Origin of the sequence: Tannockella kyphosi (assembly GCF_021054785.1) — a bacterium.
Classification (GTDB): domain Bacteria; phylum Bacillota_I; class Bacilli_A; order Erysipelotrichales; family Coprobacillaceae; genus Tannockella; species Tannockella kyphosi.
On the sequence record NZ_CP088239.1, the window covers coordinates 1,545,309 to 1,567,488 of the forward strand.

General features: G+C 31.0%; 18 protein-coding genes. 1 reads left to right on the plus strand and 17 read right to left on the minus strand.

All coding sequences use genetic code 11. The features are described 5' to 3' along the window. Window positions 1-289: 289 nt before the first annotated feature. The 6 genes from LRR82_RS07575 to LRR82_RS07595 form a co-directional block, all read right to left on the minus strand. Complete coding sequence (locus LRR82_RS07575; RefSeq protein ID WP_249028827.1) at window positions 290-574, minus strand: hypothetical protein; 285 nt, start codon at window positions 572-574, stop codon at window positions 290-292. Between the two features lie 163 nt (window positions 575-737). Continuing rightward, on the minus strand, window positions 738-968 hold the full coding sequence (locus tag LRR82_RS07580; RefSeq protein ID WP_249028828.1) for a hypothetical protein: 231 nt from the start codon (window positions 966-968) through the stop codon (window positions 738-740). Continuing rightward, window positions 958-1,125, minus strand: a complete 168-nt coding sequence (locus LRR82_RS10980; protein ID WP_399201154.1) for a DUF3990 domain-containing protein — start codon at window positions 1,123-1,125, stop codon at window positions 958-960. The genes LRR82_RS07580 and LRR82_RS10980 overlap by 11 nt, the downstream gene beginning before the upstream one ends. Before the next feature lie 9 nt (window positions 1,126-1,134). Continuing rightward, a complete protein-coding gene (locus LRR82_RS07585) occupies window positions 1,135-1,353 on the minus strand; it encodes a DUF3791 domain-containing protein (RefSeq protein ID WP_249028829.1) in 219 nt (72 codons plus the stop codon). A gap of 690 nt (window positions 1,354-2,043) precedes the next feature. Further along, entirely contained in the window at window positions 2,044-6,663 is a 4,620-nt protein-coding gene (locus tag LRR82_RS07590) for an autotransporter outer membrane beta-barrel domain-containing protein (RefSeq protein ID WP_249028830.1), read from the minus strand. 213 nt (window positions 6,664-6,876) lie between these two features. Beyond that, the gene (locus tag LRR82_RS07595) at window positions 6,877-7,917 is read right to left on the minus strand and encodes a glycoside hydrolase family protein (protein WP_249028831.1); all 1,041 of its coding nucleotides are present in this window, start codon (window positions 7,915-7,917) and stop codon (window positions 6,877-6,879) included. Between the two features lie 139 nt (window positions 7,918-8,056). On the opposite strand from LRR82_RS07595, the gene LRR82_RS07600 reads away from it, so the two are divergent. After that, window positions 8,057-8,863, plus strand: coding sequence for an N-acetylmuramoyl-L-alanine amidase family protein (locus tag LRR82_RS07600; RefSeq protein WP_249028832.1), 807 nt, complete (start codon window positions 8,057-8,059; stop codon window positions 8,861-8,863). Window positions 8,864-8,886: 23 nt separating this feature from the next. Here the strand turns inward: LRR82_RS07600 and LRR82_RS07605 are convergent, their stop codons facing one another. The 11 genes from LRR82_RS07605 to LRR82_RS07655 all read right to left on the minus strand — a co-directional run bounded on the left by LRR82_RS07605 (window position 8,887) and on the right by LRR82_RS07655 (window position 21,931). Then, entirely contained in the window at window positions 8,887-9,966 is a 1,080-nt protein-coding gene (locus tag LRR82_RS07605; protein WP_249028833.1) for a diguanylate cyclase, read from the minus strand. 278 nt (window positions 9,967-10,244) lie between these two features. Further along, entirely contained in the window at window positions 10,245-11,171 is a 927-nt protein-coding gene (locus LRR82_RS07610) for an ABC transporter ATP-binding protein (protein ID WP_249028834.1), read from the minus strand. Window position 11,172: 1 nt separating this feature from the next. Then, window positions 11,173-12,252 (minus strand): ABC transporter ATP-binding protein, encoded by a 1,080-nt coding sequence (locus tag LRR82_RS07615; RefSeq protein WP_249028835.1) that lies wholly within the window; start codon window positions 12,250-12,252, stop codon window positions 11,173-11,175. Window positions 12,253-12,255: 3 nt separating this feature from the next. Continuing rightward, window positions 12,256-13,182 carry an ABC transporter permease gene (locus LRR82_RS07620; protein WP_249028836.1) on the minus strand — a complete coding sequence of 309 codons (927 nt, stop codon included), beginning with the start codon at window positions 13,180-13,182 and terminating at the stop codon, window positions 12,256-12,258. A gap of 3 nt (window positions 13,183-13,185) precedes the next feature. After that, on the minus strand, window positions 13,186-14,130 hold the full coding sequence (locus tag LRR82_RS07625) for an ABC transporter permease (RefSeq protein WP_249028837.1): 945 nt from the start codon (window positions 14,128-14,130) through the stop codon (window positions 13,186-13,188). Window positions 14,131-14,221: 91 nt separating this feature from the next. Further along, the gene (locus LRR82_RS07630) at window positions 14,222-15,832 is read right to left on the minus strand and encodes a peptide ABC transporter substrate-binding protein (RefSeq protein ID WP_249028838.1); all 1,611 of its coding nucleotides are present in this window, start codon (window positions 15,830-15,832) and stop codon (window positions 14,222-14,224) included. 412 nt (window positions 15,833-16,244) lie between these two features. Next, window positions 16,245-17,198, minus strand: coding sequence for an ABC transporter ATP-binding protein (locus LRR82_RS07635; RefSeq protein WP_249028839.1), 954 nt, complete (start codon window positions 17,196-17,198; stop codon window positions 16,245-16,247). Next, entirely contained in the window at window positions 17,198-18,190 is a 993-nt protein-coding gene (locus LRR82_RS07640) for an ABC transporter ATP-binding protein (protein ID WP_249028840.1), read from the minus strand. Before LRR82_RS07640 ends, LRR82_RS07635 begins: the two co-directional genes overlap by 1 nt. A gap of 4 nt (window positions 18,191-18,194) precedes the next feature. Continuing rightward, window positions 18,195-19,154 carry an ABC transporter permease gene (locus tag LRR82_RS07645; RefSeq protein ID WP_249028841.1) on the minus strand — a complete coding sequence of 320 codons (960 nt, stop codon included), beginning with the start codon at window positions 19,152-19,154 and terminating at the stop codon, window positions 18,195-18,197. After that, window positions 19,154-20,098, minus strand: a complete 945-nt coding sequence (locus tag LRR82_RS07650; protein ID WP_249028842.1) for an ABC transporter permease — start codon at window positions 20,096-20,098, stop codon at window positions 19,154-19,156. The genes LRR82_RS07645 and LRR82_RS07650 overlap by 1 nt, the downstream gene beginning before the upstream one ends. A 150-nt stretch (window positions 20,099-20,248) precedes the next feature. Next, window positions 20,249-21,931, minus strand: a complete 1,683-nt coding sequence (locus tag LRR82_RS07655; RefSeq protein ID WP_249028843.1) for a peptide ABC transporter substrate-binding protein — start codon at window positions 21,929-21,931, stop codon at window positions 20,249-20,251. Between the last annotated feature and the right edge of the window lie 249 nt (window positions 21,932-22,180).

The following is a 22,180-nucleotide window of genomic DNA, read 5'->3' on the forward strand; positions in this document are numbered from 1 at the left end:
GAAACAAAAAGGAATTGACTCTTTAAAAGAGTACTGGCAGTTATGACATTGCTATCTACGCTAACTTCTAAAAAGTTTGTCCAATTCACAAGACTGCTGGTTACTTGCCTAGAGGTACTTTCATACAACTGAGCAACTTCTCTTGTTTTAATGCCATAATTTTCCTCCTAATTTAATTTTGGGCATAAGAAAAGCACCTATCAAGGTTGGTTAATAAGTGCTATTACTTAATTAGAATTACTTTATTTATCTTTTTATTTTTGATACTGGTGTAAAGATATTGCTCATTTTATTCAAAAGCAATTTCTTTTACCGGAATCCCCAAGATAGAATATTCAACATACTTTATTCCCGGAATAGGTTCTTCTGGCATAAAATTACCTTTAATTTCTATTTGATAACCTAATCCATAATATGTTCCTGACCCACCATCATCAGCTGTTACAGGTATTGTAAATATAGGTTTTTCTGCACTATAAACTCTAAAATAATCAAATATTCCAGTTCTTATCGATAAAATCAATAGAAAACCTAACATTACTCCTACAATTTTAATGGTTTTCTTCGTATTCATATCATATCTCCATCCATTATATAAATTGCACGGTATTCCCACCTTGTTTTCGTTATCTTTAGATTATCAAGATAATCTACGCACATAAAAGTACATATAAATGTTAACATTTATATGTGTTACATGAATTGCAACACACCCTTTTTTAGTAACAGTTTCAAATTCAATTTATAAATAATTCACTTTCATTTTCCATCAAATCTTCTACTAAATATTTTGCATCTAAATTTTCTATGCCACACTCATTATTCGATATTTGCTTTGATAATTTGCTGTTGTAATAAACATCCATCGCTTTTCGAATATCTATGTTCTTTTTTTTTGCAAGAAAAGATATTATATCTTGCTCCAAATTTTGTTTATATATAGAATCTAAAGCTATTTTATTTGTCATATGATTTTACCTCACTTGATTTTTTAAATACTAATATTTTATGCACTTTTTTCTTCGACCACAAACCTCTAAAATACATATCAACCGTTTTAAAAACATCATCATCAGCGACATTACCAATGATAATATCATATTTTTGGTTACTGCGTACTACCATGATAAACTATCATATACGAACACCTTTCTCCCTTACAAATTCAGTTATATCTTCTACTAAATATTCTTTCCCTAATGTGTGTAAAGTATCATAACAAGGAATCACATAATCATCAAGAATTCCAGTAGTATTTAATATTTTATATACAGATACAGGTGTCATATTCCATGCATCAGCTAAACTATATAAAATAAATATTGAAAATTGTAATTCCTTTTTTTCTGACATATGCAATACCCCCTTCCTTTTTTTAAAGTATACACTAAAAGTAAATGATTTAAAAGTTAACCTGAGTTAAATTTATATTTTATAGTAGTTTTCGAACTGACAATAAATCTCCAACCCTTTTGTTCTAACAATTGTAAACAAGAGCCTAGAGGATCACAAATGTTGCTTGGAGAATGATGAGAGTCTAACCTATATAATCCCGAGCGTTTCTCAGTTGAACACTATTGTAGAAAACGTAACACTTTGTGCACTAAACCCCTAAGGATTAGTTATCAGTTCGATTTTGGTTGGGGTTAAGAAAAGCTAATGTTTATCCAATTTTTGATATTAACATTCAATTTATAGATATTCAAAAACAACAAAGTTTTAGATAAGTTTTACTGACTTCTTTGTTACTCTTTTTGATGAAATCCCTTCTAACAAGATTCTATATCCTGCTAACAATAAAATTATCTAGTAGTTCAAATTTTGTCTTTCTTTAAGTGTTTTAATCAATAACTCAGCCAATTTAGGTAATTGATGAATAAGATCTAGCAATTCTTCTAACACCACTTTCGATTGGTGTATATTGCACATAATAAGCATTTTCTAAACGTTGAGCATTTTATTTACTTTATTTTAACCAAAAAGTATAATTTCATTTTAGTTAAAAAAGAAGGAATGTTATCATCCTTCTTTTCTTCCAATTAATTAATTCTTATTTTCAATATTTTTTGTTCCTCTAATTATCAATCCTGTATTTATTATTAAAATAATAATAAATGGTATAAATGTATGGTTATATAAAACCATATCACCACTAAAGTTCTGTGTAAGTATTAATAATACAATTACTAATATTTGTAATATTGTTATTAATTTCTTATTCGTATTCTTTACTTTAACAAAATAATAAATAGTGCTAAGAATTGTAAATATTGCAGTAACCACACTCAATAAGCACCAATATTCTTTTTCTTGTATAAAACCAAGAAACTCTTGTACATAACTTAATACCTCATCTACAAAGTTATTTTCCTTTGTAGTAGTGCTTTGTGTATCTTCATTAGAAGTTTCATTATAAGATCCACTATTACTAGAATTATCTTCTTCTACTCCTTCTGATTCTTCTGTTTCCTCTACTTCTTCTATTTCTTCTTCTACTTCTTGAGTAGAGTCAGTAGTTACATTTAATGAAGTATTAGTCGATGATTGATTTGTACTAGAAGATGTTGCATTGTTGTTAGTATCACTTTCCTCTACTACATCATCTACTACCGTATCATCCTCTTCTTCTACCACTACATCATCATCTGTTAATGCATAATCTAATGATGCTACAAGTTCTTCTAACTGCGTAGCCATGATTTCTATATCTGTATAATATAAATTAATATCTGATTGAGGATTCTCATAATCCGTATCTTCTTGTCTATAAAGATTAGCTTCCTCACTATAATCAACATATTCTTGAAGCTCATCCATTGCATCATACTCTATAAATGTGTCTGTCACTTCTGCTAATAGTACATCATAACTAGCTAGTATTTCATCAAAGTATGTATAGGTAGACATTTCTTCCAAAGGAATACTTACAGAAGAATAATTCATAAAGCTAGTATAACTACTAAGTTCTACCAACATTGTTTCAGCGCTAATTTCATTTGCTTCAAAACCACTATATCCTAAACCATATAAAATACTATTACCTGCAAAATTATATTTATTTAATAAACTAGTATCCGTAATATTATTTCTTTCTATATAAGCTATTGCATCATCTTGATATGTATTATCACTAACCATAAATTCATCTTGACAAGTAATACTATTTTGATTGAAAGTAATATAGTTTCTATCATCACTAGAGAATATGTTTGAATAAATATAAATATTCTTAACATCTAAATTTACTACTTGCGTAATCTTCTCTGTATCTATTGCACTTGTTGCAAGATAGTATTCATCCCCATTTACAAAAGACTGATAGAATAAGATACCTGCATGAGCTGTATCAAAGTTATTAGCAATAGTAAATAAGTTATTATAAACAACTGCATCTTCAAAAACAATTTCATCATGAGACAAGTCAGCATATACATACATTAATAATGGAACATTATTAAAATAATTAGATCCTACATATAAATCAGTACCATTTCTAACCTTAACACCACCTGCACCACCATTTTCCATTCCTTGGAAATAATTACCTACAATATCCAACCCATCATATCCTTTTGCATAAATAATATGATCTTTTCTATGAGGAGCACTACTATCATTTAATCCATAAATATATTTATCATCTGGTACATCTTCTGGGAATACCACATCTTTTTCTTCTCCCATATCAAAATAGTTATTAGATATTAATGTGTTTTCATCTCTTCTAACTAGATTAATTCCTGTAAAGAAGTTTCCATTAGAAACACTAGGATCTATCATTCCACTATCTATCAATGCTTGTATCATAGTAATTGTAGTTTCTTCTAACATATTACTTGGATCTAAATCATTTCCTGTACCAAAGTTTGTTAAGTCCCCAAAATAATTACTAATAATATCAGTATTAATACTATCGTATAAATAGACTCCTTTTCCAGCATAATCATTCGTTCTAAAGAAGGCATTGCCTTCTACTAGGAAAGAACTGTTTTCTAAATCTAAATAAGCATTTAGATAAATAGTAGAATCAGTTTCTTCATAAGTACCATTTAAGAATACATTATCAATAAATACTAAATTAACCTTTACACTTCCTTTAAATCCAAAAGATACATTATCATATACCATTCCCTCACTAGTAAAATTAATAACTGGGAAATGATAATCACTTTCATCACCAATACTCTTTATTTCTGCAGCTACTGCAGTACTTACTAATATAGATGTTCCTTCACTATTTCCTTTTAAACCAAAATTAGAAAGAGAACTTTGTCCTAATAGTTCTGTTAAAACAATTGAATCTTCTATTAAGTATACTCCTTCAGGGAAATACACATCCATTCCATAATTCCCAGCATAAGCAAGTAAGGTTTCTAAGTTTGCTGTATTATCTACTTTACCAGTATTATCTAAAGTAATATACTCACTACTATCGCTAACTTCATCACCGGGTTGCCACCCTACCGGTACTGTTGTTTGTGTTAATACATTTAAGTCTTCTTTTTCTAAAAAGTAATTAGTATCATATTGTTCATACAACACTTCTGTATCACTTCCAGTGAAACCAAAAATATCCAAATAATAATCTGATAACATCAGACTACTTGCATCACTAGGATACTCTATATAGTCTTTTGCATCACTATCTAAGTCAGTATAAATGAATTGATTCTCTGTATATCTTCCAGGACTTGCAATTACTCCACCATTAGAATCTAAATCTAATAATTCTAAGTTTACTACTTTTACATAATATCCTGTTTCATTATGAACCATTGTTCCACTAGCATAAACAATAGAATCACGATTCATTGTTGCACTACTTAATGTTCTAGATCTAGTAATAAATATACCCCCACTACCATTATCTTGGGTTACTATATCACTTACATAAACTACTGCTCCATTTACTGCAATAGCATATCCTTGTCCATTTTTTATGGTTAAATTAGAAAGCATTACTCCTTCTGTATTATATACATCAATAGAATTAGTACTATTTCCATCACTATCAACACTTCCACCATTGATAATTGTTAAATCTTCTATTACTACATTGTATTGTTTAATCAATAAAGTACTTCCATTTAAATCTAATATTTCACTACCATTAGAAGTAATCGTTACATTTTCTTCAATTAAAATACTTGTTGATTCTTCAGCTTCATTGTAATAATCACTAGAAATACAAATATCACCAGTAAGTACTACTTTATTATTAACTCCAGCTACTGCATCTAAGAACTCAGCTTCAGTATCTACTTCTACTACAGTTTGTAAAGAATAACGATATAGTGTTACATCACCCATTGATTCATAATAAGTACTAACAGGTGTTGTATAAAACAATTCATCTGCATTATTTGTAATCGTAATCGCATTACTAGCCGCATTCTCTACATAAGCATCTGCTTCTACCCCTAAGACAACTAATTTATTTCCTGATACATCAAAACCTGAATTTAAAGTAACATTTGCTCCTATTAATGATTCATTATCAACACTCGATATTTCTATAAATGAACTTGTGTGATTCTTTCCTACAAATGTAGATCCTACTTTATCATTAATTTGAACATTGGATGCTACTATTTTAAGACCCACCGATGCACCATCTTCTCCAGGTACAAAAGATAAGTTATTTAAACTAGCTCCCATATATACATCATTTGTTCCTGTATACCCTTTTACATTAAACAAATACAAAGGAATAGTCGTCGTATAATTAACAAAATTAATAGACTCGATATCTGCCGTTAAACTAGTAATATATAAAGTATTCCCATTCATATCTAAATCATTACCACCACCATTAATACGAATATTAGTAGTATAGGTGTTTGTTAAACGATTATTGTCATACGTTCCTGTTATTGTAATATCCTTTAGAATATGTATATCTACATTATACTTACTTAAAGCCTCTACAAATTCTGCTTCCGTATCTACTTCACATGTATATAAGTAATAATAATATGTAATATTTTGCGAATATGCATAAGGATCCATAAACCCTTTATCGCTAGTTGCACCTGTTACACTACTACTAGCATCCTTATAAATAGAAACTTTTTCATTTTTAAATACATTACCAGATTCTACGGATAATGTTCCATTATTGATAATACGAATTGCATTCGTACTGTGACTATCAGTCGTAACACTAGTAATTGTTACAACTGAACCATTTACATCAATTGCACCTGTTGCACTGTTATTTCCTTCAAAAGATAGATTATCTAAAGTGACTTCCTTTGTATTATAAAAAACAAAAGCATAAGCACTATACCCTTTCATAGTTAGGTTACTAATCGAAATATTCGTATTATTTTTAAATTCAATTTTACCACCACTAAAAGTAATGCTTGTCCCTTCTGTTGCAGTCAGTTCCACATAACTTCTTAATACATCTATTGATTCACTCACTTCTATATCAGCAGTAATAGTAATCTTAATAGCAGCATCCGTGGTTTCCAGTGCAGTTTTTAATTCAGCAAAAGTAGCTACCTCTATGTTAGTCACGACAACATCATCTTGGGCATAAATAGCATTCGTTTGCCAATAGTCATCAATACTATCTACAATAACGCCTCCATATTGATAAATTCCAAATAGAAAAGAACATCCTACTAATATAACAAATAACTTCTTTAATAAATTCATCCTTTTTTCCTCCTTTCCTTTTTATAATTATATTTATTGTCTAATTAAACTATAGCATGCATTGGATGATTTACAAATAAAACAGCTTATTATATAGTAAAAAAGTAAAAATAATAACAAAAATCACACATTGTAAAATACTTTTTAGATGAGTAGACAATAAAAAAAGTTGATGCTTATCATCAACCCTTTTTCATATTATCTCGCATTTTTTTATTCTGGTTTTAATTTCAATGGAATACAAACATTAAAACTAGGCCCATCAAATACCCATGGCTCCACTCCATTTGCAGTAGCTGCAAATAAGTGAGTAGGTTTGCCATCTTCAAATAATAAATTAGCACGTTCTAAATGACATTGTGTTGTTACAGTTCCATCATCCCATGTTAACACTCTTGTATATGCTTTAGGTGACTTTGCTATTTGCCAATGAATGCAATCTTTACTTTCTGCATAAATCCCAGAACCCCATTCACCAGTAATACCTCCACTATCATCTCTATAATCATCCTTCATTAATAAACAAAAATGGTCTTTTTCATACCAAAGAAATGGATCTTCTACAAACCAATAAGGATTTTCAAATTGAAAAATAGGATCATCACTAATTCTTTCAAACTTACCATCTGGTTTATTTGCTACAACAACTCCTAATTGCAAGGGAGATTCACAGCTAGATCTAGATTTATAAATCATATATGTTTTACCACTTGGTAAAATAACAACACTTGGATTGGTTGTACAAGTACAATCCCAATAACGACAATCTCTAGGTTCTAATAACGGCTCATCTAATTGTTTCCAAGGTCCATATACTGATTTTGATGTAGCAACACCAATTCTTTTTTTATTCCATATTTCTGTAAATCTCTTTTTAGGAATATCTCCATTTTCACTAGGAATATCTCCACCAAAAGTAGTACCAAAATAATATAAGTAATATGTTCCATCATAATACTTTATCGCTGGATTATGTTGATTTCTAGCATCAAAATATTGATGACTTCTTTCTTCAAAAACAAAAGAATGAAATAAATAAGGACCTTCTGGTGTTTCACTAATAGCGTGTGCTATTTTAGAGCGAAGTAACCAATTGGATCCAAATCCATATTTTTCCTCCCAACATGATGCGAATAAATGGTACTTACCATCTTCACCTTTTATTGCACTTGCACACCATACATGGTATCCAGGCATATGATATCCACCATTTCTAGGTACAGTACAACAAGCATTTTCAAACGGATTATGCATCTAACCTACCTCCTTTTTTTATTTCATTATACCTTCTTCTAAATATTATAACAAGTTAATGTAGTAACATTTAATAAATTATTTTCTCTTAACAAATGATGTTCTATTTCGTATAATAAGATAATAAAGAGGTATTGATATGAAAAAGAAAAATTTTATCTTATTATTCATTATTGTTACATTGATTAGTGGTTGTGCAAGCTCATTATATGGAAATAGTGTAGTCTTAGAACAAAACTCAAATGAAACATGTTCTATTGAAAAACTTGATTTCGATCTCTTAAAAGAACAACAACTAGAAGAATCATTATCGAATATATTAATTGTAATTGATGCCGGGCATCAATTAGTTGGTAACTCCCAACAAGAGCCTATTGGGCCTGGTGCTAGCGAAACAAAAGCAAAAGTATCTTCTGGTACTTCAGGTGTTGCTTCAGGTGTACCTGAATATGAATTAACATTAGAAGTTTCTCTTAAATTACAAGAATTGTTAGAAGACAAAGGCTATTCTGTATTAATGATTCGTGAAACAAATGATGTTGATATAAGTAATAGTGAACGTGCAATGATCGCTAATGACAATAATGCGGATATATTTTTACGCATTCATGCAAACGGATCTACTGATTCATCCGTTACTGGTGCTATGACAATTTGTCCAACTAGTAGCAATCCTTATTGTAGTGAAATATATGAAGCTAGTTATCTTTTGTCTTCCTTAGTTCTCGATCATTTGGTTGATTCCACTGGTTGTGTAAAAGAGAAGGTTTGGCAAACAGATACAATGAGTGGAATCAATTGGTGCCAAGTTCCAGTTACCATTATTGAAATGGGCTATATGAGTAATGTAGAAGAAGACTTACTAATGCAAACAGATGCTTATCAACAAAAAATAATTGAAGGAATTGCATCAGGAATTGATGCATACGTAGAAGCATGGTATTAAAAAAGAGACAATTTGTCTCTTTTTTAATCTACAATTTGATTTCTTCCTTGTTGCTTGGCACTATATAATGCCGCATCTGCTCTATCTATACAATCGCTAAAACTCTCTGATACCTCTAATTGAGCTATTCCTATGCTAACTGTTTTCGTGTCCCCTCCAGGTAATAATAAACGATCTTCTGTCATACAACGAATTCTTTCTGCAATCGCAATTCCTTTTTCTTTTTTAGTATCTGTTAAAATAACCAAAAACTCTTCACCACCATATCGTATAACCATATCTTTTTTTCTAGTACATGATTTCAATATATCTGCAAACTTTTTAATAACTCCATCCCCTACAGTATGACCAAATGTATCATTTACATCTTTAAAATGATCTAAATCAGCCATTAATACCGTAATATTTATATTTTGATGTTGAAAATCACTATCTATTTTCTTAGAAATATCATCTACTACTCGTCGATTATATAAACCAGTTAAATAGTCTTCTCTCATCATCTTTTTTATTTTTTCATTCGCAACTTCTAATTGTGCTACATTTTCATTGATTTCATTTCTTAATTTCTTTTGAATTGAAATATCTACTATTTCTCCAACTAATCCTTTTTCATCTGTACTATTAACTTGAAATCCTTTTGACCAATATAAAGAATCCCCTTTTTCTCCACCAGGTAATTCAAAACTAATTTCATAGTGTAAAGTTTCACCTGTACTTATTAATTTTAAATCTTCTTCTTGGTAACGAACACGATCACTTATTGGTAAAAAATCCAAATCTAAAACAGACTTATTTAAATAGTCTTCTCTTTCCATTCCAAAATATTTTGAATATTTTGGATTAAAATAAACAAACTCTCCCGTTTTGTTTTTAATAAAAATAGGATTTGGCAAAGCATCTAAGGAAGCTTCATAGAAACTACTTTTATATTTACTTTCTATCAATTCTTTTTCCAATAGTTTATTTTGTTTCAAAGAAGTTATTATGTTTTTTTGTAAGTCATTCGATTTCTTTATTAATTCTTGTTTGACTTCTTCATCTAAGTCAGCAATATCAATATAGTCTATCAATTCTTGTAATTGTCTTGATAAATCTTCCATAACTACTCCCCTTTTCTAATATACTAACTATATCACAAAGTTTATACTTTTTCCTTATTTTTCAACGTTTTTAATAATATCATCTTTTTAAAGATAAATAAATTATCTATACCTTCATAAATAATTAGTTTATAATTTTTGTTTGATAGGCTTCATTTTTTCAAAAATGTTAAAAGCAAATAGTTCTAACAAGAGTCGCATCATCTGGTTTTCAAACAATAAAATTATAAATATAATAAAACCTTTCTATATTATGCAACAAAAAAACCTAACCGAAGTTAGGCTTTTGTCCATTCTGCTAATTCTTCTGGAGTAGCAAGAACTTTATGAGTTCCTTCTACTACATGTTGAGTACCTAAATTATAATCAATACCACTAGTATCATAGTCATATGATAGCGATACTCTTGTTTTTTCTACTCTAGGATTTGGAGTAGGAATGGCACTTAATAATGATTTTGTATATGGGTGAATCGGGTTAGAGAATATTTCTTCTGTTGTTCCACTTTCTACTAAATGACCTAAATGTAATACCCCAATATGATCAGAAATATATTTAACCATTGATAAATCATGTGCAATAAATAAGAAAGCAGTATTTGTTTCTTTTTGAATCTTTTTCATAAGATTTACTACCTGTGCTTGAATTGATACGTCTAAAGCTGAAATAGCTTCATCTGCAATAATTAAGTCAGGATTCATAATAAACGCACGAGCAATACCAATACGTTGTCTCTGTCCACCTGAGAACTGATGAGGATAACGTGTTGCATGTTCTTTCGATAAACCAACTAATTCTAAGATATCATATACTTTTTGATCTCTTTCTTCTTTGGTTGCACAAATTTTATGAATATCTAAACCTTCTGCAATAATATCTAACACTCTTTTTCTAGGGTTTAAACAAGCCATTGGATCTTGGAAAATCATTTGCATTTTCGTACGTAATAACTTTACTTCTTTTTGAGTTAAGTTACCTGAAATGTTTTCACCATTAAAAATAATATCCCCTTCTGTTGGTTTATATAAACGAATAATACTACGTCCAGTAGTAGATTTCCCTGAACCAGATTCCCCTACTAAACCATAAGTTTGTCCTGGCATAATTTCAAAAGAAATTCCATCTACTGCTTTAACCGTAAATTTACGAGATATTTTAAAATGTTGTTTTAATCCTTTTACTTCTAGGATAGGTTTTTGTTCCATTTTATAAACCCTCCTTTTTCATTTTTTCTAAACGAAGTTTTAAAGATTTAGGCATTTCTACTTTAGGAGCATTTGGATGCATTAACCAAGTAGCTACTTGATGAGTTTTTGATCCTTCTACGTTAAACATAGGAGGTTCAATACGATAATCAATATTTAATGCGAATTCATTTCTAGGTGCAAAAGCATCTCCATCTACTCTTTCAGCAAGATTAGGTGGTGTTCCTGGAATTGCATATAATTGTTCATCATCTGTATCTAAATCAGGCATTGCTGATAAAAGACCCCAAGTATAAGGATGACGTGGATCATAATAGATTTCGTCAATTTTACCTGTTTCTATAATTTTTCCTGCATACATTACATTGACATAGTCAGCAACTTTCGCTACTACACCTAAATCATGTGTAATATAAATAACAGAAATACCTTTTTTTCTTTGAATTTCTTGAATTAATTCAAGAATTTTAGCTTGAATAGTTACGTCTAATGCTGTTGTTGGTTCATCACAGATTAGAACATAAGGATCACAAGATAATGCAATAGCAATAACAATACGTTGTCTCATCCCACCAGATAATTGATGAGGATAGTTTTTCATACGTTTTTCTGCATCTGTAATACCTACTAATTCTAATAGTTCTAAAGATTTTTCATAAGCTTCTTCTTTTGTTTTATTGTAGTGGTAAATCATTGGTTCCATTACTTGTTTTCCAATTGTCATTGTTGGATTTAATGATGTCATTGGATCTTGGAATACCATTGCTATTTTACGACCACGAATTTCCTTTTGTAACATATCTTCTGATATTTTTGTAATATCACAAGTTTTTTCTTCTCCAGTAAATTCATCTTCCCAATAATAATCAATTGAACCACTGTCAATCGTACCATTTCCAGCTAAAATACCCATAATAGCCTTTGTAGTAACTGATTTACCAGAACCTGATTCACCTACTATTGCAATAGTTTCTCCCTTATAAAGATCTAGATTTACTCCACGAATCGCACTAATACTACCGCTATCTGTTTTAAAAGAAATGTTAAGATCACGGATTTTTAATATTTTTTGTTTTTCCATCTTCTACATCTCCTTCATTGTTGGGTCAAATGCATCTCTAAGACCATCTGCTAATAAGTTAAAGCTTAACATTAAGATTGCTAATACAATAACTGGAATTATTACCATGTATTGGTAAATAAGAATTGAATCAAACCCAGAATTAATCAATGATCCTAATGACGCTGTTGGTGCAGGAATACCTAAACCAATGAACGCTAAGAACGCTTCATAGAAAATCGCACTTGGAATAGAAAACATTGACATAATAATTAATTGACTAAAAATATTTGGTAAAATATTTTTAAAGATAATGAATAATCCCCCGGCTCCTAATGTTTTAGAAGCTAATACAAATTCTTCTTCTTTTATTTTTAATACTTGAGCACGTGTAATACGACTCATACCAATCCAACCTGTTAACATTAATGCGATAATAATTGTTGTTAATGAGGCATTCATAATAATTAATAATAAAGTTAAAATAACTAATGAAGGAATTGAACTAACAATTTCTTGGAAACGTTGCATCACCATATCCACTTTTCCACCAAAATATCCACTAATAAGACCATAAACCATCCCAAAGCAAATATCGATAATTACAGCAGTAGCAGCAACAATTAACGAAATACGAGTCCCAATCCACACACGTGTCCAAAGGTCACGACCTAATACATCCGTACCAAACCAGTGTTCACTATTTGGAGCAATAGAACGAATAGAAGTATCTACTAAATCATATCTCCATCCTGAAACCATAGGTGCAACAATAGACATAATAATAATGATAATAATCATTATTCCTCCAAGACAAGCACCTTTATTTTGTTTTAATCTTTTCCAGAAATCACTCATAAAGGAAGCTACTGGAAGTGCTTTTTCATGATAAATATCGTGTTTATCACCAACAAACTCGAAATCATCTTCTAAAAATTTATATTCTTCCATCTACTAATCCCCCTTCCCTAAACGGATTCTAGGATCAATAATACCATAAGAAACATCTATTACTAACATCATAACTACATATAATAAGCTATATACAAAAGAAACAGCCAATACTACATTATAATCATTTACAGTAATACCAGTAACTAATAATGTACCTAATCCAGGAATTGAGAATATTTTTTCCAAAACCATAGAACCAGTCATTAAGTTGACAAGAATAGGTCCTAAAACCGTAATAACAGGAATTAACGTATTACGAATTGCATGTTTACGAATTACAGTTCCACGATCTAATCCTTTTGCTTCTGCTAATGCGATATAATCACTACCCAAGACAGCAATCATTTCAGAACGTGTAAAACGTGCAATATTCGCAATAACCCCAAAAGATAGTGCAATTACTGGTAAAATCGATGATCTAATAACCTCACTCGATTTATATATAACTGGGAAAAACGAAAAGTTAACCCCAAGCACTAATAACAACAATAAACCAATTACAAATGAAGGTACACTAACCCCCATAACTGCAAAAATAGTAGCTAAACTATCCCAAATAGTATTTCGATGTAATGCCGCAAAAACACCAAGACCAAAACCAATACCAGTCCCAAAAATTACAGCAGCAATCCCAATACCAAAAGAAATAGGAATTCTAGGTAACACTAATAATGATACAGGATAGTTTTTAGAAATACCATAAGAAGTACCAAAATCACCTGACATCATGTTTTTAATATATGTGATAAATTGGACAAAAATTGGCTTATCCAAACCATATTGCGCATAAATAGCAGCCATTTGTGCTTCCGTTAATTTTTCATCATTAAATGGAGTACCTGGCATAAGTTTTAACATCAGGAATAGTATCGCTAATACAACAACTACCGTTATTACAGCTATTACTAATCGCTTCCCAATGAACTTCATCGTCGATTTGCTCATTTTTTACCTCCTATAAAAATATAAACACATAGTAGCTTTTGACTATTATGTGTTTATAAATGTTTCAATCTGACTTTTTAATAAATCTAGACTATTCTACGATAGCTAAATTTTTGTAAACGTATGATACACCAACTGCATGTGTTTCAATACCTGTTACACTTGAAGAAATTAATGAAGCACCACCTACTTGGAAAATAGGGATAACTGGTAAGTCTTCCATCATAATTGCTTCAGCATCTTTTAAATATTGCCAACGTTCTTCATCTGTATCAGCAGCTGCAGCATTATCTAAAGCAGTATCATAAGCATCATTAGAATATCCACCGTAGTTATAAGCACCACCAGTGATATACATATTTAAGTAAGTAGTTGGATCTGCATAGTCAGGTCCCCAACGAGTTAATACCATTTGGAAATCAACATCTTTTTGTAATTCAATACGAGCTTCTTTAGTTTGCATATTCATAGAAATAGTTAAACCTGGTAAAGCTTCTTGTAATTGAGATTGTAAATATTCAGCAGCACTTAAAGCAGGGTCTGCATTTTCATATAATAATTCAATAGTGATTTCTTCACCTAACTCATCTTGAGCTAATTCCCAATAATAAGCAGCTAAGTCTAAATCTTGTTCAAAGTAAACATCAGCAGTATCACGGTAATCTTCACCATCTGGTCCTGTTGATAAATCATAAGGAACGAATCCATCAGCAACGATAGAACCATCTTGTAATACGTTTTCACATAAATCTTCATTGTCTAATGCATAAGCAATAGCCATACGTAAGTTATAGTTTCCAGCAACTTCATCATATAAGTTGAATTGGAAATACCATAAGTAACCTTCTAATACAGAAGTAAATTCATCTGAATCTTGATATAAACTAATTAAATCTGAACTAACTTTAGTGAAATCAACTTCTTCAGCTTCAAATGCAGTAACACTTGAAGAAACTTCAGCCATGATTTGAATTTCAAAACCATCAACTTGTACAGCTTCAGCATCCCAATAAGTTTCACTTGTAGTGAAAGTTAATGAAGAACCTTTTTCCCAAGAAGTTAATGTATATGGTCCACAAGAAATTAAATTTTCTGGAGTTAAACCATAATCACCATCTTGAGCATCATAGAATTCTTCGTTAATTGGATAGAATACTGGGAATGTCATTAAGCTTAAGAAATATGGTGTATCTTGAGATAATGTAACTTCTAAAGTTAAATCATCAACAGCTACAACACCTAATTCAGCACTAGTATCTCCATCATAAAGAATTTCATCAGCACCTGCAATAGCAGCACCATCAGTAGTAAATAAGTAAGCATATTCACAATCAGCAGAGTTAATTCCTCCGTTCCAAGCAAATACGAAGTCAGCAGCAGTAACTTGTGTACCGTTTGACCAATAAGCTTCTCTTAAATAGAAAGTGTAAACTAAACCGTCATCACTTACATCATAAGATTCAGCTAATGAAGCAATGATGTTACCATCAGCATCTTGATCCATTAAACCATCAATAGTAGCATGGATCGCTGCAAATGAATCACCATCTGTAGCATACATTGAATCCATTGAAATTACGTCATTTTCTTTAGCAATAGTAACCCAAGCTCCATCATCTGTAGAAGCTGTGTCGTCACTAGAACACCCAACTAATGAAAATGCCATTGTTGCAAAAGCAACCATAGTAATAAATTTTTTCATTCTCTTTTTTCCCCTTTTCCCTCAATCTAGTGTATACATACGTCTTATCCCAAAATTGTATACAACTAAATTTTGTATGACACTATAATCGCACACTGATAAAAAAATGTCAATACAATTATTACACTTTTATGAACAATTTTGTTAAATAGTATACTAGACATTGTGTGATTTATAAATATCCTAAATATATATCCAAATAATAATTAAATGTATACAAAGTAATACATTTTATATTATTGTTTTTTTATTAATACAACTTATTGTGGGTAAATAATAGACTATTTTGTTATAAATTTATTGTTTTTTAGTTATTTACTCCATTTTTGTTAAACATCTATTTTATCGTTATATATAAAAAAGATAATAAACACTTATCTCAATGGATAAGTATTTATTATCTTATGTTTTATTACAAATGGTGACAAGCAACGAGATGATCTTTTGCAACTTCTTGTAAAACAGGCTTTTCTGTTAAACAACGATCTGTTACACGGCTACATCTTCCTGCAAAAGGACAACCTGCCGGTAAATTAATTGGACTTGGTACATCTCCTTGTAATATAATTCTTTCTTTTTGTTTTTCTAAAGTTGGATCAGGTACTGGTACAGCTGATAACAACGCTTGTGAATAAGGATGTGTTGCATGAGAATAAACAACTTGTGCAGGTCCTATTTCAACAACATGCCCTAAATACATAACTACTATACGATCTGAAATATAACGAACGATATCTAAGTCATGAGCAATAAATAAATAAGTTAATCCTAATTCTCTTTGTAAATCTCTTAGTAAGTTGATAATTTGAGACTGAATAGAAACATCTAACGCTGATATAGGTTCATCACATACTAAGAATTGTGGTTCTACTGCTAAAGCTCTAGCAATCCCAATACGTTGTCTTTGTCCTCCTGAAAACTCATGAGGGAAACGATTCGCATGTTCTTTATTTAAACCTACTGTTTCTAATAATTCACCAACACGTTCTTTACGACGTTCTGGTGTATACATATTATGTATTTCCATTCCTTCTACTATAATATTTCCAACTGTCATACGTGGATTTAAGGAAGCATAAGGATCTTGAAAAATCATTTGTACTTTTTTAGCGTAGTTATAACGATCTTTAGCAGATTTAGTAACTACTTTTTGACCATCAAACTCAATCACACCTTCTGTTGGTTTGTAAATACCCATAACAGTACGCCCTAAAGAAGACTTACCACAACCAGACTCACCAACTAATCCAACTGTTTCACCTTGATAGACATCAAAATTAATTCCATTTACTGCTTTCACTGTACCACCTTCTACACGAAAGTGTTTTGATACATTTTGAATTGATAACAAAGGTTTGTTTTCCATTATCTTACCTCCTTAGGACAATCTTTATGTAATAACCAACATGAAGCAGTATGTCCATTACCTAAATCAAATACCGGAGGTTGGTGCTCTTTACATATTTTCATACACTTCGTACATCTAGCACCAAAACCACAACCTATTGGTGGTTTAATTAAATCAGGTGGTGTACCTGGAATTGATGTTAATTCATCCTCTTTACTTGTATCATGTTTTGGTAAAGAATCTAATAAAGCACTCGTATAAGGATGGCTAGGATGATGGAAGATATCCAAAGCTGTTCCTGTTTCTACTACTTTACCAGCATACATTACAGCTACTCTATCTGCAAGATTTGCTACTACCCCTAAATCATGTGTAATTAAAACAATAGCTGTTCCTAATTCATCACGAATATCTGCTAATAAATCAATAATTTGTGCTTGAATTGTAACATCTAAAGCTGTTGTTGGTTCATCTGCAATTAATAATTTTGGATTACAAGATAAAGCCATTGCAATCATCGCACGTTGTCTCATCCCACCAGAGAATTGATGAGGATATTGTTTAGAACGTTCTAAAGCATTTGGGATTTGTACTTTTTCAAGCATTTCAATTGCTTTTATGTTTGCTTGTTCTGTTGATAAATTTTGATGATGTTTAATTGCTTCTACAATTTGTTTACCAACTTGCATCGTTGGGTTTAAACAAGTCATTGGATCTTGGAAAATCATACTAACATCTTTTCCACGAATCTTTTGCATATCTTGTTCTGGTGTATTTACAATATCGATATCATTTAATGTTAATGTCCCACTCTTAATACGAGCAGGTGGCATTGGATTTAATTTCATAATTGTTTGTGCTGTTACTGATTTACCACAACCAGATTCCCCAACTACCGCTAGGACTTCTCCAGCCTCTACATGATAACTCACGCCACGTACTGCTTGGACTTCGCCAGCATACGTATCGAAAGAAACATATAAATCTTTTATATCTAGTACTCTACTCATTATATTATCTCCTTAATTTTGGATCGAAAGCATCTCTTAATCTGTCTCCTACTAAGTTAAAACTTAACATAGTAATAGAAATAAGAACTGCAGGAATGATTAATTGGTAAGGATAGCGTTGGAATGAAGCAATACCTTCATTTGCTAATGTACCCCATGAAGCTTGTGGTAACACAACTCCTAAACCAATAAATGATAAGAAAGCTTCTGTAAAGATAATACTTGGGATTTGTAATGTTAAATTAACAACTACTAATGATAAAATATTTGGAACTAAATGACGGAAAATAATTCTAGCTGAACTAGCTCCCATCGTTGATGCACAAATAACAAACTCTTGTTGTTTTAAACGCATTACTTCACCACGAACTAGTCTTGCCATCCCAGCCCATCCTACCACAGAATAAGCAACAATAATAGTTGTCATCCCAGGTTCTAAGACAATCATAAATACGATTACTAACAATAAATAAGGAATCCCATTTAAAATCTCTACAAAACGCATCATTACATTATCTAACATGCCACCAAAGTATCCAGCAATTCCACCATAACATACTCCAACAACACAATTAATAACTACTGCTACATAAGCAATTGTTAAAGAAACACGTCCTCCATCAAAAGCACGAACAAATAAATCACGTCCTAATACATCTGTACCAAAGATAAAAATATGATCTCCAGTACTTGTAAATGGTGCCGCATTTGTATATGCATAGTTTTGTGTATTCATTGCTACAGGCCAAATAGCTGGTATTAAAAAGGATAGTGTTGTAATAATAATTAAAACTGTTAAGAAAAACATCGTTACTTTATCTCTTTTAATACGTCCAAAAGCATCTTTCCAGAAGCTAATAGAAGGTCTACTCATTTCATTTAAACTATCTAAATCTTGTCCAACTACTTCGAACATCGAAGCATCTACACTTGATTCCATAGTTACTATCTTATTATTTTCCATTAGTCACCTTTCCCTCCTGTAAAATTCACTCTAGGATCAATGAAGACATATAAAATGTCTACAATTAATGTTGCAAACACTAAGAATGCACCATAGAATAAAGCACTTCCTGCAATCATTGTATAATCATTTTGGGTAATTGAATTAATAAAGAATTTCCCCATTCCTGGAATATTAAATACTTTTTCAACAACAAAAGCCCCAGTTAACACACTAGCTGCAATTGGTCCTAAAACTGTAATAACAGGCATAATCGCATTACGAACTGCATGTTTAATAACAATATCTTTTTCTGATAAACCTTTTGCTTTTGCTGTTTTAATATAATCAGATGATAAAACATCCAACATACTAGTACGCATTAAACGTGAAATAGTAGCCATTGATCCAAATGATAACGCTATGGATGGTAACCATTTAGAAAACTCTGTTGTCCATCCTGATATTGGAAATATATTAATACCAATTGTACGTAATTTTAAAGCAACAAAATATTGTAACAATGCTGCAACAATAAAACTTGGTACTGATACACCTACTACTGAAATAAGCATTGCAACAGTATCACCCATTCTTCCACGACGAATCGCAGCATAAGAACCTAATGTAATACCACCAACTGTAGCTATTAATAATGCTCTCATTCCTAGTTCAAATGAATAAGGGAATGATTCAGAAATAATACGTGTTACTTCACGACCAGTTTGAGTAGAAACACCTAAATCTCCTTGCAAGACATTTTTGAAATAGATCCAAAATTGTTCTAATACTGATTTATCTAAACCATATTTTTCCATTAAGATTTGTTTTGTAACTTCACTAATTGCTTTATCTCCAGTAAATGGATCTCCTGGTAATAATTGCATCATTAAGAAAGTAACAAAAATTAGTAAAAAGATTGTTGCTAATGCATAAACAATTCTTTTTAAAATATACTTTGCCATAAATAAACTCCTTCTTTTTTATATTTTATGTACTTATCCCAAGTAACATATAACCTAGATACTCTTAGTATCTACCTTATATATCATTGAAATACTTTTCATTAGACAAAAAAAAGCTAGGGCTATAAAACTATAGCCCTTAGTGGCTTTTTACTCTGCTTCGATATAAGCTCCTGTGAAGTCCATATCTTGGAATGCAGTTCTTACTACACCTTTTAAATCATCTGCTAATAAGTAATCTCTAGCACGCCAATGAGTCATACCAATAGGATACTCAGTAGCTAAGATTTCTTCTGCTTCAATTAAATAAGCTGTACGTGTATCTGCGTCACCTTCTACATATGCTAAACTAATTAACTCATCATATCTTTCATTTGACCAATTTGTGTGGTTATTTCCACCACCAGTTACCCATAAATCCATAAAAGTCATTGGATCATTATAATCAGGTCCCCAACCAGCTAAAACTACATCATAGTCTTTCGCAGTCATTCTAGATAATCTAGTTTGATATGTAATTTGTTCCACATTTACAGTTAAACCTAAATTAGAATTTAAAGCTTCTTGAATATATTCACAACGGATTTTTGTTGTATCTCCTTCATCTGCCATTAAAGTAAATGAGAAAGTATCTAATGTTAATCCTTCTTCTGCTAATCCTTCTTCTAATAAAGCTTTTAGTTCACTATAATCATCTTCCGGTCTATCCATTAATACACCTACTTCTTCTTGGAATTCTCCATTTAAGATAGCTGGTGGTGTAAATGATGTTGCCACAACACTTGCATTTTTCTCTGTTAATTCTACATATTTAGCAGCATTTAAACCTAAAGTAATTGCTTCTCTTACTTTTGCATTGCTTAAACCTTCTACTGCTGTATTGAATTCTAAATACCAAGCAGAACCATCATTATAATTATAAGTAGTTACACCTTGTTCTGCTAATGATTGATATTGTTCTCCTGAAATACCAGTCATATCTAGTGTTCCAGCATTAAATTCATTTAACCAAGTATTTGAATCAGAAATCATTTTGAATGTAATGGAATCTAATTGAATATTATCAACATTAAAATAAGTTTCATTTTTTTCTAATACAATTGAATCTTCATGGTTCCAAGCAGTCATCACAAATGGACCATTTCCTACAAAGTTTTCTACTTCTGTAGCATAGCTATCTAATGAACCCGCAGCTTCAACAGCTACTTGATTAACAGGATAGAAATTCATAAACGCTAATAAGCTCTCAAAATAAGTATAAGGAGCTGTAATTGTTAATTCTAACGTATAATCATCTACTGCTTTGATTCCAGTTGCTTGCCAAGCATCCGTAACTTGTGCATCTGTTGCTTTTTCAACACCTGCATCTACGTCTTCTTCACTATATCCTTGACCAGTTACTGTAAAGAACTCAGTAGCACCTTCAAAAATTGGTGCCCAAGTCATAGCATAAGAAGCTCCACTTCTTGCATCAAATAATAAACTTAAAGCATATGTGAAGTCATGAGCAGTCACAGCTTCTCCATTTGTCCAAGTCATTCCTTCTCTAATATTAAAAGTATAAACTAAACCATCTTCACTAACTGTCCATGATTCTGCACAACCTGCTTCTGCTTCATCATTTTCATCTAAACCTACTAATCCTAACATAGTATGTCTTAATACATTCCCATCTACTGATCCAGTAGCTAATACTGAATTTAATTTTGATGGTTCACTAGATAAGTTAACTACTATGTCGCTACCATCTCTTTGTGATGATGCACTTGTACATCCTGTCAAACTAGACAATAATAACGCAAAACATGCTAACGTGGTTAAAAATTTCTTCATATTTTTCTCTCCTTCTATGAATTATTTCAGCCAACGAGGGCTATGCCTAAGAGTATAGCAAAAATAATCCAGTATTACTAGGAAAAACCACTATAAAACGACATATGTATATTTTTTTGCACATTTTTATGCTATTTTGTGCATATAAAAAACCCTCATTATATAAGGGTTTTTTATTGATTGTCTACACATTAATATAAATTGTATGTTTTTTTATACAATTTTATCCAATTTACTAATATGACGATT

Coding starts and splice junctions, on each gene's coding strand:
- LRR82_RS07575 (WP_249028827.1), bottom strand. CDS start 574: ATGAATACGAAGAAAACCATTAAAATTGTAGGAGTAATGTTAGGTTTT.
- LRR82_RS07580 (WP_249028828.1), bottom strand. CDS start 968: ATGACAAATAAAATAGCTTTAGATTCTATATATAAACAAAATTTGGAG.
- LRR82_RS10980 (WP_399201154.1), bottom strand. CDS start 1,125: ATGGTAGTACGCAGTAACCAAAAATATGATATTATCATTGGTAATGTC.
- LRR82_RS07585 (WP_249028829.1), bottom strand. CDS start 1,353: ATGTCAGAAAAAAAGGAATTACAATTTTCAATATTTATTTTATATAGT.
- LRR82_RS07590 (WP_249028830.1), bottom strand. CDS start 6,663: ATGAATTTATTAAAGAAGTTATTTGTTATATTAGTAGGATGTTCTTTT.
- LRR82_RS07595 (WP_249028831.1), bottom strand. CDS start 7,917: ATGCATAATCCGTTTGAAAATGCTTGTTGTACTGTACCTAGAAATGGT.
- LRR82_RS07600 (WP_249028832.1), top strand. CDS start 8,057: ATGAAAAAGAAAAATTTTATCTTATTATTCATTATTGTTACATTGATT.
- LRR82_RS07605 (WP_249028833.1), bottom strand. CDS start 9,966: ATGGAAGATTTATCAAGACAATTACAAGAATTGATAGACTATATTGAT.
- LRR82_RS07610 (WP_249028834.1), bottom strand. CDS start 11,171: ATGGAACAAAAACCTATCCTAGAAGTAAAAGGATTAAAACAACATTTT.
- LRR82_RS07615 (WP_249028835.1), bottom strand. CDS start 12,252: ATGGAAAAACAAAAAATATTAAAAATCCGTGATCTTAACATTTCTTTT.
- LRR82_RS07620 (WP_249028836.1), bottom strand. CDS start 13,182: ATGGAAGAATATAAATTTTTAGAAGATGATTTCGAGTTTGTTGGTGAT.
- LRR82_RS07625 (WP_249028837.1), bottom strand. CDS start 14,130: ATGAGCAAATCGACGATGAAGTTCATTGGGAAGCGATTAGTAATAGCT.
- LRR82_RS07630 (WP_249028838.1), bottom strand. CDS start 15,832: ATGAAAAAATTTATTACTATGGTTGCTTTTGCAACAATGGCATTTTCA.
- LRR82_RS07635 (WP_249028839.1), bottom strand. CDS start 17,198: ATGGAAAACAAACCTTTGTTATCAATTCAAAATGTATCAAAACACTTT.
- LRR82_RS07640 (WP_249028840.1), bottom strand. CDS start 18,190: ATGAGTAGAGTACTAGATATAAAAGATTTATATGTTTCTTTCGATACG.
- LRR82_RS07645 (WP_249028841.1), bottom strand. CDS start 19,154: ATGGAAAATAATAAGATAGTAACTATGGAATCAAGTGTAGATGCTTCG.
- LRR82_RS07650 (WP_249028842.1), bottom strand. CDS start 20,098: ATGGCAAAGTATATTTTAAAAAGAATTGTTTATGCATTAGCAACAATC.
- LRR82_RS07655 (WP_249028843.1), bottom strand. CDS start 21,931: ATGAAGAAATTTTTAACCACGTTAGCATGTTTTGCGTTATTATTGTCT.